At 73.0% G+C, this 15,749-nt stretch carries 15 protein-coding genes; 10 read left to right on the top strand and 5 right to left on the bottom strand.

Annotated features, from left to right (window positions below):
• Window positions 1-148 precede the first annotated feature (148 nt).
• The 6 genes from GBN72_RS11600 (at window position 149) to hutH (ending at window position 5,965) form a co-directional block, all read left to right on the top strand.
• Window positions 149-1,753, top strand: coding sequence for an acyl-CoA carboxylase subunit beta (locus GBN72_RS11600; protein WP_151771615.1), 1,605 nt, complete (start codon window positions 149-151; stop codon window positions 1,751-1,753).
• Window positions 1,754-1,767: 14 nt separating this feature from the next.
• On the top strand, window positions 1,768-1,977 hold the full coding sequence (locus GBN72_RS11595; RefSeq protein WP_151771614.1) for an acyl-CoA carboxylase epsilon subunit: 210 nt from the start codon (window positions 1,768-1,770) through the stop codon (window positions 1,975-1,977).
• Window positions 1,978-2,251: 274 nt separating this feature from the next.
• On the top strand, window positions 2,252-2,398 hold the full coding sequence (mmpB, locus tag GBN72_RS34080; RefSeq protein WP_164540566.1) for a morphogenic membrane protein MmpB: 147 nt from the start codon (window positions 2,252-2,254) through the stop codon (window positions 2,396-2,398).
• Window positions 2,395-3,036, top strand: a complete 642-nt coding sequence (locus GBN72_RS11590) for a nucleoside triphosphate pyrophosphatase (RefSeq protein WP_151771613.1) — start codon at window positions 2,395-2,397, stop codon at window positions 3,034-3,036. The genes mmpB and GBN72_RS11590 overlap by 4 nt, the downstream gene beginning before the upstream one ends.
• A 90-nt stretch (window positions 3,037-3,126) precedes the next feature.
• On the top strand, window positions 3,127-4,368 hold the full coding sequence (locus tag GBN72_RS11585) for a GGDEF domain-containing protein (protein ID WP_151771612.1): 1,242 nt from the start codon (window positions 3,127-3,129) through the stop codon (window positions 4,366-4,368).
• A gap of 10 nt (window positions 4,369-4,378) precedes the next feature.
• Window positions 4,379-5,965: a histidine ammonia-lyase gene (gene hutH, locus GBN72_RS11580; protein WP_439959749.1), complete on the top strand. Its 1,587-nt coding sequence runs from the start codon at window positions 4,379-4,381 to the stop codon at window positions 5,963-5,965.
• A gap of 182 nt (window positions 5,966-6,147) precedes the next feature.
• Here hutH and GBN72_RS11575 read toward each other — a convergent pair whose 3' ends face one another.
• Window positions 6,148-6,960, bottom strand: coding sequence for a hypothetical protein (locus GBN72_RS11575; RefSeq protein WP_151771611.1), 813 nt, complete (start codon window positions 6,958-6,960; stop codon window positions 6,148-6,150).
• A gap of 121 nt (window positions 6,961-7,081) precedes the next feature.
• On the bottom strand, window positions 7,082-7,519 hold the full coding sequence (locus GBN72_RS34610; protein ID WP_174887116.1) for a cell wall protein: 438 nt from the start codon (window positions 7,517-7,519) through the stop codon (window positions 7,082-7,084).
• A gap of 109 nt (window positions 7,520-7,628) precedes the next feature.
• Between GBN72_RS34610 and GBN72_RS11555 the strand changes: the two genes are divergently transcribed.
• From GBN72_RS11555 to GBN72_RS11540, 4 genes are all read left to right on the top strand, one after another.
• Complete coding sequence (locus GBN72_RS11555) at window positions 7,629-8,111, top strand: hypothetical protein (protein ID WP_151771610.1); 483 nt, start codon at window positions 7,629-7,631, stop codon at window positions 8,109-8,111.
• A 237-nt stretch (window positions 8,112-8,348) separates the two neighbouring features.
• Window positions 8,349-9,602, top strand: a complete 1,254-nt coding sequence (locus GBN72_RS11550) for a L,D-transpeptidase (protein WP_151771609.1) — start codon at window positions 8,349-8,351, stop codon at window positions 9,600-9,602.
• A gap of 141 nt (window positions 9,603-9,743) precedes the next feature.
• Entirely contained in the window at window positions 9,744-11,249 is a 1,506-nt protein-coding gene (locus GBN72_RS11545) for an ABC transporter permease (protein ID WP_151771608.1), read from the top strand.
• 41 nt (window positions 11,250-11,290) lie between these two features.
• Window positions 11,291-11,959 carry an ABC transporter ATP-binding protein gene (locus tag GBN72_RS11540; protein WP_151771607.1) on the top strand — a complete coding sequence of 223 codons (669 nt, stop codon included), beginning with the start codon at window positions 11,291-11,293 and terminating at the stop codon, window positions 11,957-11,959.
• A 130-nt stretch (window positions 11,960-12,089) separates the two neighbouring features.
• Here the strand turns inward: GBN72_RS11540 and chcC2 are convergent, their stop codons facing one another.
• From chcC2 to GBN72_RS11525, 3 genes are all read right to left on the bottom strand, one after another.
• Window positions 12,090-13,838, bottom strand: a complete 1,749-nt coding sequence (chcC2, locus tag GBN72_RS11535; protein WP_151771606.1) for a 4-oxocyclohex-2-ene-1-carboxylate 5-dehydrogenase — start codon at window positions 13,836-13,838, stop codon at window positions 12,090-12,092.
• A gap of 50 nt (window positions 13,839-13,888) precedes the next feature.
• The gene (locus tag GBN72_RS11530; RefSeq protein WP_151771605.1) at window positions 13,889-14,659 is read right to left on the bottom strand and encodes an SDR family NAD(P)-dependent oxidoreductase; all 771 of its coding nucleotides are present in this window, start codon (window positions 14,657-14,659) and stop codon (window positions 13,889-13,891) included.
• A gap of 249 nt (window positions 14,660-14,908) precedes the next feature.
• Window positions 14,909-15,712: an IclR family transcriptional regulator gene (locus GBN72_RS11525; RefSeq protein ID WP_151771604.1), complete on the bottom strand. Its 804-nt coding sequence runs from the start codon at window positions 15,710-15,712 to the stop codon at window positions 14,909-14,911.
• Between the last annotated feature and the right edge of the window lie 37 nt (window positions 15,713-15,749).

The raw sequence follows: 15,749 nt of genomic DNA, 5'->3' as shown, positions 1-15,749 counted from the left end.
GCAACCCAGCGTAGGTGTGGGATACGCCGCACTGCCGGACAGGCGGTCCGCCATTACGCTACGGCTGAGTAACCATCCTCCCGCAGTCCAAGCCGCCCCACGCCGACTACGACGTACACACCACCACCAGCAGGGAGCCGCACCCCCGATGGCCGAGCCGGAAGAGCTGCAGCAAGGCGACATTCACACCACCGCGGGCAAGCTGGCGGATCTCCAGGACCGCATCCACCAGGCGACGCACGCCGGTTCGGGCCCCGCGGTGGAGAAGCAGCACGCCAAGGGCAAGCTGACCGCCCGTGAGCGGATCGAACTCCTCCTGGACGAGGACTCGTTCGTGGAGCTGGACGAGTTCGCCCGGCACCGTTCCACCAACTTCGGCCTGGAGCGCAACCGTCCCTACGGCGACGGCGTCGTGACCGGCTACGGCACGGTCGACGGCCGTCCGGTGGCGGTGTTCTCGCAGGACTTCACCGTCTTCGGCGGCGCCCTGGGCGAGGTCTACGGGCAGAAGATCGCCAAGGTGATGGACTTCGCGCTGAAGACCGGCTGCCCGGTCGTCGGCATCAACGACTCCGGCGGCGCCCGTATCCAGGAGGGCGTGGCCTCGCTGGGCGCCTACGGCGAGATCTTCCGCCGCAACACCCACGCGTCCGGGGTGATCCCGCAGATCAGCCTGGTCGTCGGTCCCTGTGCGGGCGGCGCGGTGTACTCGCCCGCGATCACCGACTTCACCGTGATGGTCGACCAGACCTCGCACATGTTCATCACCGGCCCGGACGTCATCAAGACGGTCACCGGCGAGGACGTCGGGTTCGAGGAGCTGGGCGGCGCGCACACCCACAACTCGCTGTCGGGCGTGGCCCATCACATGGCCGGCGACGAGAAGGACGCCGTCGAGTACATCAAGCAGCTGCTGTCGTACCTGCCCTCCAACAACCTGAGCGAGCCGCCCGCCTTCCCGGAGGAGGCGGACCTCACGGTCACCGAGGAGGACCTGGAGCTGGACCGGCTGGTCCCGGACAGCGCCAACCAGCCGTACGACATGCACACCGTGCTCGAACACGTCCTGGACGACGGGGAGTTCTTCGAGACGCAGCCGCTGTTCGCGCCCAACATCATCACCGGCTTCGGCCGGGTCGAGGGCCGGCCGGTGGGCGTGGTCGCGAACCAGCCGATGCAGTTCGCGGGCTGCCTGGACATCAAGGCGAGCGAGAAGGCGGCGCGGTTCGTCCGGACGTGTGACGCCTTCAACGTGCCGGTGCTGACCTTCGTCGACGTCCCCGGCTTCCTGCCGGGCGTCGGGCAGGAGCACGACGGCATCATCCGCCGCGGCGCCAAGCTGATCTACGCCTACGCGGAGGCGACCGTCCCGCTGATCACCGTGATCACCCGGAAGGCGTTCGGCGGCGCGTACGACGTGATGGGTTCCAAGCACCTGGGCGCCGACCTCAACCTGGCGTGGCCGACCGCGCAGATCGCGGTGATGGGCGCGCAGGGCGCGGTCAACATCCTGCACCGGCGCACCCTGGCGGAGGCGGAGGCCAATGGCGAGGATCTGGAGGCGGTGCGGGCGCGGCTGATCCAGGAGTACGAGGACACGCTGCTCAACCCGTACATCGCCGCGGAGAACGGCTACGTGGACGCGGTGGTCGCGCCGTCCCGGACCCGGTCGCAGATCGTCCGGGGACTGCGTCATCTGCGCACCAAGCGGGAATCACTTCCGCCGAAGAAGCACGGCAACATCCCGCTCTAGGAAGGATCGTGGCTATGACGATCAAGGTCGTGCGCGGCAATCCCACCCCCGAGGAGCTGGCCGCCGCACTGGCGGTGGTCCGAGCCCGCGCCGCGGCCGCCGCCGCGGCGCCGGCGGAGTCCGGAGGGGTCCGGGACGCCTGGTCCGACCCCGCCGCGCTGGCCGCGCGCCGGCTGCCGCAGCCGGGGCCGGGCGCGTGGGGCCGCACGTACTGGCCGGTGTGACCCGCCGGCCCCGCGCGGGGGGTGCCGCGGCGGGTGACCCCGCGGTTCCCGCGGTGCGGGGCCTGGCCGGTGTGGCGCGCCGGTCCGTGCGGCGGGCCGGTTCCGGTGGGACGGCGGCGCCTCCCGGGCGCCGCGTTCGGGCGATCCGACGGGTGGGCGGGCCGGCGGTCCGTGTGATCCGCCGGCCCGTGTGAGCGGGGTGACACCAGGGGCGGGGCGGCCTGAGTACCCGTACTCAGGCGGCCGGACGGACGGTGCGCGCATCCTCGGAGGCGTGCTCTGGTCCGACCCCGATCCCGAGGCCGGGCCGCCCGAGGACCTGCGCAGGACGCAGGTGATGCTCCGGCGGCTCGGCGTGCTGATGGCTCTCGCCATGATCGTCGCGATGGCGGTCCTCGGCGTGGATACGCTGCCCCTATGACCGATCAGCTCAACGACCAGCCCGCCGGCCAGGCCGGCCGGCCCGCACGCCGGCTCGTCCTGGCGTCCCAGTCCCCCGCCCGGCTCGGACTGCTCCGGCAGGCCGGGTTCGCCCCCGAGGTGATCGTCAGCGGGGTGGACGAGGAGGCGGTGACCGCCCCCACCCCCGCCGAGCTGGCCCTCGCGCTGGCCGAGGCCAAGGCCTCGGTGGTCGCCGCCCGCCCCGACGCGTCCGGGGCGCTGGTCGTCGGCTGCGACTCCGTGCTGGACCTCGACGGCGAGCCGCTGGGCAAGCCGGCCGACGCCGCCGAGGCGACGGCCCGCTGGAGGGCGATGCGGGGCCGTGCGGGCGTCCTCCAGACCGGCCACTGCGTGTACGACACCACCACCGGGCGGTACGCCTCCGGGACGGCCTCCACCGTGGTCCGCTTCGGTGACCCCACGGACGAGGAGATCGCCGCCTACGTCGCCACCGGCGAGCCGCTGCACGTGGCCGGCGCGTTCACCCTGGACGGCCGCTCCGCGCCGTTCGTCGAGGGCATCGAGGGCGACCACGGCAACGTCATCGGGCTCAGCCTCCCGCTGCTGCGGCGACTGCTCGGCAAGCTGGACGTCAGCGTGACGGAACTCTGGGTGTGAACCCGCTCCGACCGGGGGCGTGTCACGCTCGGTGACCGCCGCCGGCCCTCCGACGTCACGTTTCGGGCGAAACATCCCTAGCCTGAACGCATGGCAGAGGAGAGCCGCCTGCGCGCGGTAGTCACGCTGGCCCAGGGGATGGCCGCCGCCAGGACGCCCCGGGAGTCCTGGCGGGCCGCCGCCCTGGGCGCCGGTCACGCGCTCGGCGGCACCTTCGCCGCGCTGTCGGTGTGGGAGCGGGAGATGGGCCGGCTCCGGGTCCTGGTCAACGTGGGCGAGCGGGCCCCGGGCGAGGAGGAGTTCCCGGAGGCCGAGTCGTACCCGGTGAACCAGTTCCCGGAGATCACCGAGTTCCTCCACGAGCGCTGGGCCAACGGCGGCGAGCCGGACGCCTGGGTGGAGAGCGTGGACGGCGTCGGGGCCGGTGGCCCGGCCGGCGGGGCCGCCCGGGACCGGGCCGGGTACTGCCACCAGCGCGTCGCCGCGCTGCGCCGCCGCGGCCGCGGATGCTGCGTGATCGCGCCGATCGTGCTGCACGGACGCGCCTGGGGCGAGCTGTACGTGGCCAGGCCTCTGGGTGCCCCCGTCTTCGACCGCTCCGACGCCGACTTCGCCACCGTGCTCGCGGCCGTCGTCGCGGCCGGGCTGGCCCAGATCGAGCGGCTGGAGGAGGCCGAACGCCTCGCCTTCACCGACGCCCTGACCGGCCTCGCCAACCGCCGCGCCGTCGACGCCCGGCTGGACGAGGCCATCGAACGCCACCGGACCGACGGCGCCGTGGTCAGCCTGGTGGTCTGCGACCTCAACGGGCTCAAACAGGTCAACGACACCCACGGCCACGCCGTCGGCGACCGCCTCCTGGAACGCTTCGGCTCGGTGCTCTCGCTCTGCGGGGCGATGCTGCCGGACACGCTGGCCGCGCGGCTCGGCGGGGACGAGTTCTGCCTGATCGCGGTGGGGCCCTCCACCGCGGAGGTGGTCGGCGCCGCCGAGGAGCTCTGCCGGCGGGCCCTGGAACTGGAGCTGGGCGAGGGCGTCGCCTGCGGGATCGCCACCACGGAGGAACCGGTCGGCCCGGTGACCTCGGCCCGGCGGCTGTTCCGGCTGGCCGACGCCGCCCAGTACCGCGCCAAGGCGGGCCGGGCCACCGGGCCGGTGGTGGCCGGCGTGGAAGGGCCCCAGGACCCGGTCCTGCGCCTGGCCGAGGCCCCTCCGCCGGAGGGCGGCGGCGAGCGACGGGCGCTGCGGGGGCGGGAGGTGCCGCCGCCGCTCGGCGGCCCCGCCCCCGGTGTGGCCCAACCCACCGATGACAGCGACGAATTCAAGCCCTAGGCTCCTGAATATGGATATGCACTCTGGGTCGATGGAACCCTCTGGGTCGAGGGAAACCGTGGTGGTCGCGACCTCCGGCCTCACGCCGGAGCAGGTGCTGGCCGTGGCGCGGCACGGCGCGCGGGTCGAGCTGTCCGAGGAGGCGGTGCGTGAACTCACCGCGACCCGTGAGGTCGTCGACGCCCTCGCCGCCAAGCCGGACCCGGTCTACGGCGTGAGCACCGGCTTCGGCGCGCTGGCGACCCGGCACATCGGCCCGGACCTGCGGACCCGGCTCCAGCGCAACATCGTCCGCTCGCACGCCGCCGGGATGGGCCCGCGGGTCGAGCGCGAGGTGGTCCGCGCGCTGATGTTCCTGCGGCTGAAGACGGTCTGCTCCGGCCGCACCGGCGTCCGCCCGCAGGTCGCCCAGGCCATGGCCGACCTGCTGAACGCCGGCATCACCCCGGTGGTGCACGAGTACGGCTCGCTGGGCTGCTCCGGCGACCTGGCCCCGCTGTCGCACTGCGCGCTCGCCCTGATGGGCGAAGGCGAGGCCGAGGGCCCCGACGGCGAACTCCGCCCCGTCCGCGAGCTGCTGGCGGCGCACGGGCTCCAGCCCGTCGAGCTCAGGGAGAAGGAGGGTCTGGCGCTGCTCAACGGCACCGACGGGATGCTCGGCATGCTGCTGATGGCCCTGGCCGACCTGCGCCTGCTGTACGCCTCCGCGGACGTCACCGCCGCCATGACCCTGGAGGCGCTGCTGGGCACCGACCGGGTGCTGGCTCCCGAGCTGCACGCCATCCGGCCGCATCCGGGCCAGGCCGACTCCGCCGCCAACATGCTGGCCGTGCTGCGCGGCTCCGAGATGACCGGGCAGCACCAGGGCGACGAGCCGCGGGTGCAGGACGCCTACTCGGTGCGGTGCGCGCCGCAGGTGGCGGGCGCCGGACGGGACACGCTGACCCACGCCGAGCTGGTGGCGGAGCGGGAGCTCGCGGCCGCGGTGGACAACCCGGTGGTGCTGCCGGACGGCCGGGTCGAGTCCAACGGCAACTTCCACGGCGCGCCGGTCGCCTACGTCCTCGACTTCCTCGCGATCGCCGCGGCGGACCTCGCCTCGATCGCCGAGCGGCGCACGGACCGGCTGCTGGACAGGACCCGCTCGCACGGGCTGCCGGCGTTCCTCGCCGACGACCCCGGGGTCGACTCCGGGCTGATGATCGCCCAGTACACGCAGGCGGCGCTGGTGAGCGAGCTGAAGCGGCTCGCGGTCCCGGCCTCGGTCGACTCCATCCCCTCCTCCGCGATGCAGGAGGACCACGTCTCCATGGGGTGGTCGGCGGCGCGGAAGCTGCGGCAGGTCGTGGACGACCTCGGGCGGGTCGTCGCCGTGGAGCTGGTCGCCGCGTCCCGCGCCCTCGAGCTGCGCCGCGGCGCGACGGGCCTGGCCCCCGCGCCGGCGACCTGGGCGGTCGTCCGGGCCGCCCGTGCCGCGGACGTCGCCGGTCCCGGCCCGGACCGCTACCTCGCCCCCGACCTCGCGGCGGCCGAGGCCTTCGTCCGCGAGGGCGGCGCCCTCCACGCGGCGCAGTCCGTCACGGGCCCCCTGCGGTAGCACCACCGCCCGCCCCGGCCCGGGGCCCGCCGCGTGCGGCCCGCCCGGCGGCCCACGGGTCTCCGGGCGAGCCGCACGGTCGCCGCGGCGGCGGATGCCTCACGGGGCAGGAGGGCGGCGGTGGAGGGCCTCGCCCGGCCCGGGGCGGAGCCTCAGGCCAGGGCCCCGCCCGGGGCGGAGCCTCAGGCCAGCTTCTTCGCCTGCGCGGCGACCACGGGCGCCGACACCTCGTACGGCTTCCCCTCCGCCATGTTCCCGAGGTTCACCGTCAGGTACGTCACCACCGTGTTCCCGTGCCGCGCCACCTGACCGTGCACGGTCGTCGCGGGACCCCCCTCCTCGAACGGCTCGCCCGTCAGCCCGTAGGCGACCGTCTCGTCCGCGCCCTCCGCGGGGGCCCCCTTCTCGGACGCGATCCTGTCGTAGGCGGACGGTTCCACACCCGGCAGCGTCACCGTGAACCCCTCCGAGCAGGACGTCACCGCCTCCGACACGCTCCGCACGGCGCGCTCCGCACCGTCCCCCTCGTAGGCGGCCAGCGTGACCGTGGTGACGTCCAGCCGTATCGCGTCGTGCAGGGACAGGTCGTCGTCCTCGCCCGACGCCGTGGGCCTCTGCTGCGTGACCTGACGGGAGAGGTGCGTTTCCGCCTCGCCGACGGGGGAGCCGCTCAGCGCACGGGCCAGCGGGTCGCAGCCGTCGCCGCCCTCGATCCTCACGTCCTCCCAGGCGCCGCCGAAGATGTCGTCCTCGCCGGGCTCGGCGACCTCGAAGCCGTCCACGTCACCCGCACCGACGATCAGCTCGGCGAGCTCCTCCGCGGAAAGGGCCTTGCCCGGGGCGGAGCCGTCGCCCGCGGCGGAGGACGCGGCACCGGGAGTCCTGCCGGCGTCCGGCTTCCCGTCGGATCCGCCGCTGCAGCCCGTGACCAGGGCCAGGGAGAGCACGCCGGTGAGGGTGAGGGCGCCCAGCCGCGCCCGCGAAGATGTGATCATGCGCCGGACTATGGGCGTACCGCCGCACCACGGTCAAGGGCGCCCCGGCCCCGGCGGCGGCCGTGAGGGGCTCGGACCCGGACGTCGGTGAGCCCCGGGCGCGCGGGCGGTTCCCGGCCGTCTACAGCCCCATCCGCTCGCGCCGCACCGAGTACACCAGGAACGCGGCCCCCATGCCGAGGAAGGCCGTCCCGCCCAGGATGTACGGCGTCGTGTCGAAGGCGCCGGTGTCGGCCAGCTCGGTGTCGCCGGCCGTGGTGCCGGTGCCGGTGCCGGTGCCGGAGTCGGTTTCGGTGCCGGAGTCGGTCGCGGGACCGGGTGAGGTGGTGTCCGCGGGGCCGGACATCGTCCGCATCCCGGAGGACTCCGGCGAGCCCGCCGTGGCCGCGGTGTGACCGCCCGGCGCGGCGACGGAGACGGGCACGGCGTGGACGTGGACAGGCCGAGGCCCCGGGCGTTCCGAGGTCACCGTCGCGTTCGCGGACGGGACGAAGGACAAGGCCCCCAGGAGGGCGCCCGCGGCGGCGGCGGTCAGCAGTGAGCGGCGCGTGGTGGACACGGATATCGATCCCCTTGTGGCGCTGGCGAATTGACCGTGTGGACCGATGCTAGTGAAAGGCGCGGGTCGCGGGAAACCCGAGGACGCCCACCGCCGTACTCTCCCAGTCATGAATTCACCCAAGAACAGACGATTCGTCCGGATCGACGTCCAGCTGATCGTGGAGGTCGACGACCCCGAGGCGCTCGAGGTCCTCGCCCGGACCCGGATCGCCGAGGACGGCACGCTCCCCGACGGCGAACGGGGCCGGATCGAGGCCGTGGTGACGCATGACACGGCGGAGGCCCTGGCCTACCTCGTGGATCCGTTCGACCTGGTCAGCGAGTTGCCCGGAATCGAACTGACCCAGACCTCGTGGAGCGCGGAGCACGTCGGGCGCCCTCTCGATTCGCTTCGCGAGGACCCCTGCGGCGATGATGCGGAGCACGACGACGCGGCATGTGCCGACGCCTTCGCGGACGATTTCGGCGACCGCCTGGACGACGGCCTCGACGAGGACTTCGACGAGGACTTCGGCGAGCGCTTCGACGGGATCGGCGACGGCGCCGGCGGCGGAGTCGGCGGCCCGCCGGCCCGCATCGGCATCGGCTGACCCCTGGCGGGGAAGGCGACGACTGCGGAACGATGTCTTCCGGTCCGCCGCGGACCGCTCCGGGCTCTCGGCTTCGCTCGAGCGAGGGACCTCCCGGGTGGTTCGCGGCGTGGCGGATTGCACAATTCACCGCGAGATGGAACCGGAGCGACCCGTCCGGGCGTTGAACAATGCTGGCGGGGAGTTTCTGCCGGGTCGTGATGCAGGGCGTCCCAAGGGGTCGGGTGACCAGTGACGATGGAGAAGCGTGTGAAGACGGTCGGTGAGCGGCGGCGGCGCAGGGGGCTGGCGGTGGCGTCCGCGCTGCTGGGCGGCGTGATGGTGCTGTCGGGGTGCAGCGGCGACGAGAAGCCGAAGGGCCCGGACGCCCAGGCCGAGGTCGACGAGGCGGCCGCCGAGAAGACCTCGGTCGCCGAGATCTCCATCACACCCAAGGACGGCACGGACAACGCGTCGATCAACAACGCGGGCCACGTGGCGGTCAAGAAGGGCACGCTCACCGAGGTCGAGGTGGAGACCAAGGACGGTGAGCAGGTCGAGGGCGAGATGTCGGCCGACAAAACCAGCTGGAAGCCGGCGGCCCAGCTCGAGCGGGCCACGACCTACAAGGTCTCGGTGACGGCCGAGGACTCCGAGGGCCGCGCCTCCCACGAGAACGCCACCTTCACCACGGTCTCGCCGACCAACAGCTTCATAGGCAACTTCACCCCGGAGGACGGCTCCACCGTCGGTGTCGGCATGCCCGTGTCGATCAAGTTCGACAAGGAGATCGCCGACAAGAAGGCCGTGCAGGAGGGCATCGACGTCTCCGTCAGCAGCGGCCAGGAGGTCGTCTGCCACTGGTTCAGCACGGTCCGCATGGACTGCCGGCCCCAGGACTACTGGAAGGAGGGGTCGACGGTCACCATGAAGCTCGCGCTGGACGGCGTCGAGGGCTCGCCCGGCGTCTACGGCGTGCAGCAGAAGACCGTCACCTTCCACATCGGCCGCAACCAGGTCTCCGTCGTCGACGCCAAGACCAAGCAGATGACGGTCACGCGCAACGGCGAGACCGTTCGCACCATCCCCATCTCCGCCGGCGCCCCCGAGAACAAGACGTACGAGGGCCAGATGGTGATCTCCGAGAAGTTCAAGGAGACCCGGATGAACGGCGCGACGGTCGGCTTCACGGACGACGACGGCAAGGGCGAGTACGACATCAAGGACGTGCCGCACGCCATGCGCCTGACCACCTCCGGCACCTTCATCCACGGCAACTACTGGGGCAAGGGCGTCTTCGGCAACGTCAACACCAGCCACGGCTGCGTGGGCCTGGAGGACGTCAAGGGCGCGAACGACCCGAACGTGCCCGGTGCCTGGTTCTTCGACAACTCGATGATCGGCGACGTCGTCGTCGTGCAGAACACCGGCGACAAGACGGTCGCCCCGGACAACGGCTTCAACGGCTGGAACATGGCCTGGGACCAGTGGGTGGCCGGCTCGGCGGTCTGACCGCCGGCGGCCGTACCGCACCGCCGGTGAGCGGTGGACGAGGCGCCCGGGGACGTGTGACCACACGTCCCCGGGCGCCTCTCCGGTTTCTCTCACACAACGCACCGAGGATTGCCAGCGCGCCGACCTAGCGTGCCGCGCATGTTCTTCACCTACTTGCGCCGCGAACTGCGCCGCCGGAGAAAGGCGGCGCTGGTCGTCGCCTCGGGTCTGGCGCTCGGCATCGCCCTCGTCATCGTCGTCAACGCCGTCTCCTCGGGCATGGGCAAGGCCCAGGCCCAGGTACTGGAGTCGCTCTACGGCCTCGGCACGGACATGACCGTCACCAAGGCCCCGGAGCCGCCCGCCGAGGGCGAGGAGGGCGAACGCCGGCCGCGCTTCCAGTTCGACGCCCAGCAGGGCGAGGACGGGGAGGAGGGCGAGGAGGGCGAGAAGCAGAGCAGCGACCGCGTGATGGTGCAGGGCTTCCAGACCCTCGACTCCGCCACCGTCACCACGGTGGGCAAGGCGGACGGCGTGGCCGCCGCGGTCGGCGGCCTCAGCCTCAACGTGGTCAAGGTGGACGGCGAGTTCACGCCCGGCCAGTTCCAGCAGGGCGAGGGCGGCGGCCGTCCGGGCGGCGGCGCCGGCGGCGAGGTGCGCGGCGGCGGCGCCGACTTCTCCATCGACAGCTTCTCCGTCTACGGCACGGACGTCACCCGGCCCGCCCTGGGCCCGCTGACCTCCTCCGAGATCACCGACGGGCGCGGCTTCGAGGAGTCCGAGACCTCGGCGAAGGTGGCCGTGGTGGACAGCGCCTACGCCAAGGAGCAGGAGCTGAAGACCGGCGACACGGTCTCGGCCGGCGGGACCGACTTCGAGATCGTGGGCCTGGCCACGGCGGCCAGCGGTGACGCCACCGCCGACGTCTACCTGCCGCTCGCCCAGGCCCAGACCCTCGCCGACGCCAAGGACAAGATCACCACCGTCTACGTCCAGGCGGACGACGCGCAGCAGCTCGACGCCGTGAAGTCGGCGGTGCTCGAGGCGGTTCCGGACGCCACCGTGACCACGTCCGAGGACCTCGCCGACACCGTCTCCGGGTCCCTGTCCACCGCCTCCGGCCTGGCCGTCACGGTCGGCCGCTGGCTGTCCGTGGTGGTCCTGGCGGCGGCGTTCCTGGTCGCCGGCCTGCTGACCTCGTCCGCGGTCTCCCGCCGGGTCCGCGAGTTCGGCACCCTCAAGGCGCTGGGCTGGCGTTCGCGCCGGGTCACCGGACAGGTGGTCGGCGAGGCCGTGGTGACCGGTCTGCTGGGCGGCGCGCTGGGCATCGCGCTCGGGCTCGCCGGCGCGTGGGCGATCACCGCGTTCGGCCCGTCGCTCTCCGCGCAGCTGGGCGGCGGCGGTGGCGCGGGCGCGGCCATGGGCGGCGGTCCCGGCGGCGGCATGGGTGGCGGCATGGGCGGCCCGGGTGGCGGCGGCATGGGCGGCGGGGCGCGCCAGGCGGCCTCCACGACGCTCGACGTGGCCCTCACCGCCCCGGTGAGCCTCTCCGTGATCGCGCTGGCGGTCGGCCTCGCCGTCGCGGGCGGCCTGATCGCCGGGGCCTTCGGAGGGTGGCGCGCCTCGCGGCTGCGCCCCGCCGACGCCCTCGCCCGGGTCGCCTGACCGGCCGCCCTCCCTCCCCTCTCCGCAGGAGCAACGACACCATGTACGAACTCACCGGCGTCACCCGCCGCTACACCCGGGGCAAGGGCGTCGTCGACGCGCTGGCCGGGGTCGACCTCACCATCGCCGACGGCGACCGCCTGGTCATCCAGGGCCCGACGGGCGGCGGCAAGTCGACCCTCCTCCAGATGCTCGGCGGCCTTGACCGGCCCACCTCCGGCAGCGTGCTGCTCGACGGCGTGGACCTCGCCCAGCTCTCCGAGGCCCGCCTGACGAAGGTCCGCAGCGAGAAGATCGGCTTCGTCTTCCAGAGCTTCAACCTCATCCCGACCCTCACCGCGCAGGAGAACGTCGAGACCGCCCTGGTCCCGCTGGGCGTGAAGCCCAGGGAGCGGCGCGAACGGGCCGCCGAGGCCCTCGCCTCGGTGGGACTCGGGGAGCGGCGGGGACACGTCCCGGGTGAACTGTCCGGCGGCCAGCAGCAGCGGGTGGCGATCGCGCGGGCGCTGGTCAAGGAGCCGAAGGTGCTGCTCGCGGACGAGCCCACGGGCAACCTGGACGAGTCCACGCGGGACGAGATCATGGACGTGCTGGAGACCCGCTGCAAGGAGCACGGGCTGACCTTCGTCATGGTCACCCACGACTCCCACCTGGCCCGGCAGGCCCCGCGGCTGGTCACCCTCCGCAAGGGTGCCCTCGTGCCGTCCTGACGCCGGAGCCGACCGGCCGCGGCCCCGCCGGGATCCCGGCGGGACCGCGGCCTGCCGCGGGGTGCGTGACGTCGCGGTACGGCCCGGTCGCCGCCTCAGTCGCCGGCCCGGTGGCCGGCCCGGTGGCCGGTCACCCCGCCCGCCCGGCGGCCCGTGCGGACGCGGGGACGGCCCGGCGGCCGGCGCGCTCCGCGGCGTGCCGGGCGATGTCCCTGCCGACCTGGTAGCCGAAGACCATGGCCGGGCCGATGTTGGCCCCGTATCCCGGGTAGCCGCCCCCGAAGACGCTGACGGCCGCGGTGCCGACGGCGTAGAGGCCGGGCACCGCCTCGCCCTCCGCCGTGACGACCTCCGAGCGGCCGTTCACCGTCAGCCCGGCGTAGGTGCCCAGGTCGCCCATCTGGATCTTCACGGCGTAGTAGGGCGCCTTGTCGATGGGGGCGAGGTTCGGGTTGGGCTTGTGCTCCATGTCGCCCTTGAAGTGGTGGAACCAGTTCGAACCACGCTGGAACCTCCCGTCGCGTCCCTCGGCCGCGTCGGCGTTGAACTCGGCCAGGGTGCGCTCCAGGGCGGTGGCCGGCACGTCGATCCTGTCGGCCAGGTCCTGCACCGAGGAGCCCTCGACGAGGTAGCCGACCTTCTTGTAGTACCAGGTGGGCAGCGGCCAGGGCTTGGCGTAGCCGATGCCGTAGGTGCGCATGGCCTTCCGGTCGGCGATGATCCACCCGAAGGTGTCGCGCTCTTCCGCGTTCTCCTTGATCATCTCCACGCCGAAGTCGTGGTAGGAGAACGACTCGTTGGCGAACCGCTCGCCCTTGCGGTTGACCGCGATCAGGCCGGGCAGGCCGAACGCGCGCAGGTGCGGGAAGACGCGGTCCTGCCCGCGCAGGTTCTTCCAGACCGTGACCGGGCCCCAGGACGCCGGCTGGTGCGGCCGGGTGTCGAGCACACCGCCGTGCCGCTCGGCCAGGAAGTAGCTGTCGCCCTGGTGGCCGATGGTGGGCGTGAAGTGGTCGTCGCCCCGCGGGTCGTGCCGGAAGGTCCGGGTGCGCAGCATGGCGTTGCCGGAGAAGCCGCCGGCCGCGACGACCACGCCGTACCTGGCGCGCACGGCACCCGGACGCGCGCCGGTGAGCACGGCGCCGTTCACCACACCGTCGTCGCCTTTGAGGATCTCGGTGACCCTGGCGTCGGTCCACAGGGGGATGCCCATGTCGCCGGCGCTCGCCAGCATGCGGGTCATCAGCGCGTTGCCGTTGGTGCGGGTGAACGCCCGGCGGAAGAGCAGCCGCTCCACCCAGGTCCTTATCACCCGCCGCTGGACGTGGAGGAACGCCTTGAGGGAGCGGTTCGCCTTGATGAACGTGGCGATGTCCGGTCCGATCTCCGGCATGTAGCCGAACACGGTGTACGTGTACAGGTAGGGCTGGACCCGCAGCCGGTTCTTCCCGAGCATCCGGCCACCGGCCCTGCTCACCGTCAGGGCCCGGCCCGACCTCCGCGCGCCCGGGGTGTCCATCTGGTAGTCCGGCGCCGTCTCCGGGTAGTGGAACTCGACGCCGGCCTCGTTCTCGAAGAAGTCCAGTGCCTCGGGCACCAGGTCGAGGAAGGACCCGACCGCCTCGGGGTCGTAGGAGTCGCCCGCCAGCGTCCTGATGTAGGTCTCGGCCTCCTCCCGGGTGTCGCCCTCGGCGACGCCCTGCCGGTTGCCGGGAACCCACAGCCAGCCGCCGGAGACGGCGGTGGTGCCGCCCAGGTACGGCTCCTTGTCGACGACCAGCACGTCCAGGCCCTGCTGCTTCGCCTTCAGCGCGGCCGAGACCCCGGCGGCGCCGGAGCCGATGACGAGCACGTCGCACTCGTAGGTCTGCTTGCTCATATCAGTCCACCTTCTCTCGGGTACGGGCTTGCTCGACTCGGGTGCGGAGCTCAGTGGGCGGTGTAGCCGCCGTCGACCACGAGCTCGGTGCCCGTGGTGAACGACGACTCGTCGGAGGCCAGGTAGAGCACCGCGTAGGCGATCTCCTCCGGTTCGCCCTGGCGGGCGATCGGGTTCCCCGAGACCAGCTGCCGGTAGTACTCCTCGGCGCCCAGCGGGCTGCGCTCCGCGGAGGAGCGGCTCATCCTGGTGGCCATGGAGCCGGGGTGGACGGAGTTGACGCGGATCCCGTACGGGCCGTAGACGACGGCGTCCGCCTTGGTCAGCAGCCGGACCGCGCCCTTGGAGGCGTGGTAGAGCGGCACGTTGCCGCCGCCCGTGAGGCCGTGGATCGAGGAGAAGTTCACGATGCTGCCGCCGCCGCGCTCGATCATGGACGGCACGACGTACTTGGTCGCCAGCCAGGTGCCCTTGACGTTGACGCCGAAGACCGCGTCGAACTCGTCCTCGGTCGACTCGTGCGACGGGGCCGGACGTCCCAGGATCCCGGCCGCGTTGACCAGGACGTCGGGTGCGCCGAACCGCTCGGTCACCTGCCGCACCGCGTTCTCGACCTGGGCGGCGTCGGTGATGTCCAGGGTCCAGTCGGCCACGGCGTCGGTGCCCCGGTCCTCGGCGGGCGCCGACCGGTCGAAACTGGCGACCGTGGCGCCGTGCGTGTGGAGCATACGGACGACGGCGGCGCCCAGGTCACCGCTGCCTCCGGTGACGATCGCGACCTTTCCGGCAACCCGTCCCGTGCGCTGCCCATCAGCGTTCATGCGTGTGTTCCTTCGTTCGCTGGTCCCACGACCGGACGGGTGCCGGGGTGCCGCGGCCGGTGGTGTCCGCCGAGCCGGTCCCGGTCGACGACGTCGGTGACGCTCGACGCCGTGGGTGGCGGCCTCCTCGCGCGGTGCGGGCGGGGAGAGCACTCGTCAGGAGAGGTGGTGGGCCCGCCGAACCGTCCCTGGGCCGGCGGTGCGCTCAGCGTGCAGCGCGGCCGAGGCGGCCCACAACGCGCCTTCCGCTCAATGGGAACGTGGCTTCGGGCCGTGGCCGCGGAGCACGTCGGCGCCCGGGTCGCGTGCGCCCATGGAACGCGTGATGCCGCGGCTCGCCGCCAGCAGCGCGGGGACCAGCGTGCGGGGGTTGGGGTCCGAGGCGGGGATCACGACCGACAGCGCCGCCACCACCTTCCCGTCGGCGTCCCGGACCGGGGCGGCGACGCCGGTGCCCGCCTCGCTGATCATCCGTGCCGCGACGACGAAGCCCTCACGGCGCACCTGTGCCAGCAGTGAGCGGAGCCGGGCGGGATCGGGGACCGTCCGGTCGGTGTACCGCTCCAGCGGCCGCGACAGCACCTCCTCCTGGAACTCGGCCGGGCTGTGCGCGAGCAGCACCAGACCCGCGGAGGTCGCGTGGACGGGGAGCCGGCCGGCGATCCTGGTGATGTTGCGGACGGCGCCGCGCGCGGAGAGACGTTCGAGGTAGAGCACGTCGTCGCCCTCCAGCACCCCGATCTGGGTGTGGTGCTTCACCACCGCCTGGAGGTCCTCCATGAAGGGCATCGCCGCCTCCCGCAGCCCGAGGGCGCGCGACGAGCGGGAGGCCAGCTCCCACAGCTGGTACCCCATGCGCACGCGTCGTCCCTCGGTCCGCTCGAGCGCTCCGAGCGCGACGAGTTCGTTGACCATCCGGTGGGCCGTGGCCACCGGGAGGCCGGCGTTGCGGGAGATCTCCGAGACGGTGAGCGTGGGGGAGCCGGGCGTGAACAGCCGCAGGATCCGCATCGCGCGCGTGAGGACCGACTCGCCCGAGTTCGACCTGGCCATGGACGATCACCTTCCGTTCCGGCTTCGGAGTTCCCCC

This window comes from Streptomyces abyssomicinicus, assembly GCF_008974245.1.
In the GTDB taxonomy this organism is placed as follows: Bacteria; Actinomycetota; Actinomycetes; order Streptomycetales; family Streptomycetaceae; genus Streptomyces; species Streptomyces abyssomicinicus.
Note: the sequence above shows the minus strand (reverse complement) of the source record. Positions and strands in the feature narration are given on the sequence as shown.

Excerpts from the sequence above, each read along its gene's own strand:
- GBN72_RS11545 (WP_151771608.1), top strand. The coding sequence starts at position 9,744 with ATGTTCTTCACCTACTTGCGCCGCGAACTGCGCCGCCGGAGAAAGGCG.
- GBN72_RS11590 (WP_151771613.1), top strand. The coding sequence starts at position 2,395 with ATGACCGATCAGCTCAACGACCAGCCCGCCGGCCAGGCCGGCCGGCCC.
- GBN72_RS11540 (WP_151771607.1), top strand. The coding sequence starts at position 11,291 with ATGTACGAACTCACCGGCGTCACCCGCCGCTACACCCGGGGCAAGGGC.
- GBN72_RS11525 (WP_151771604.1), bottom strand. The coding sequence starts at position 15,712 with ATGGCCAGGTCGAACTCGGGCGAGTCGGTCCTCACGCGCGCGATGCGG.
- GBN72_RS11575 (WP_151771611.1), bottom strand. The coding sequence starts at position 6,960 with ATGATCACATCTTCGCGGGCGCGGCTGGGCGCCCTCACCCTCACCGGC.
- GBN72_RS11585 (WP_151771612.1), top strand. The coding sequence starts at position 3,127 with ATGGCAGAGGAGAGCCGCCTGCGCGCGGTAGTCACGCTGGCCCAGGGG.
- GBN72_RS11550 (WP_151771609.1), top strand. The coding sequence starts at position 8,349 with ATGGAGAAGCGTGTGAAGACGGTCGGTGAGCGGCGGCGGCGCAGGGGG.
- GBN72_RS11530 (WP_151771605.1), bottom strand. The coding sequence starts at position 14,659 with ATGAACGCTGATGGGCAGCGCACGGGACGGGTTGCCGGAAAGGTCGCG.
- GBN72_RS11555 (WP_151771610.1), top strand. The coding sequence starts at position 7,629 with ATGAATTCACCCAAGAACAGACGATTCGTCCGGATCGACGTCCAGCTG.
- hutH (WP_439959749.1), top strand. The coding sequence starts at position 4,379 with ATGGATATGCACTCTGGGTCGATGGAACCCTCTGGGTCGAGGGAAACC.
- chcC2 (WP_151771606.1), bottom strand. The coding sequence starts at position 13,838 with ATGAGCAAGCAGACCTACGAGTGCGACGTGCTCGTCATCGGCTCCGGC.
- GBN72_RS11600 (WP_151771615.1), top strand. The coding sequence starts at position 149 with ATGGCCGAGCCGGAAGAGCTGCAGCAAGGCGACATTCACACCACCGCG.
- GBN72_RS11595 (WP_151771614.1), top strand. The coding sequence starts at position 1,768 with ATGACGATCAAGGTCGTGCGCGGCAATCCCACCCCCGAGGAGCTGGCC.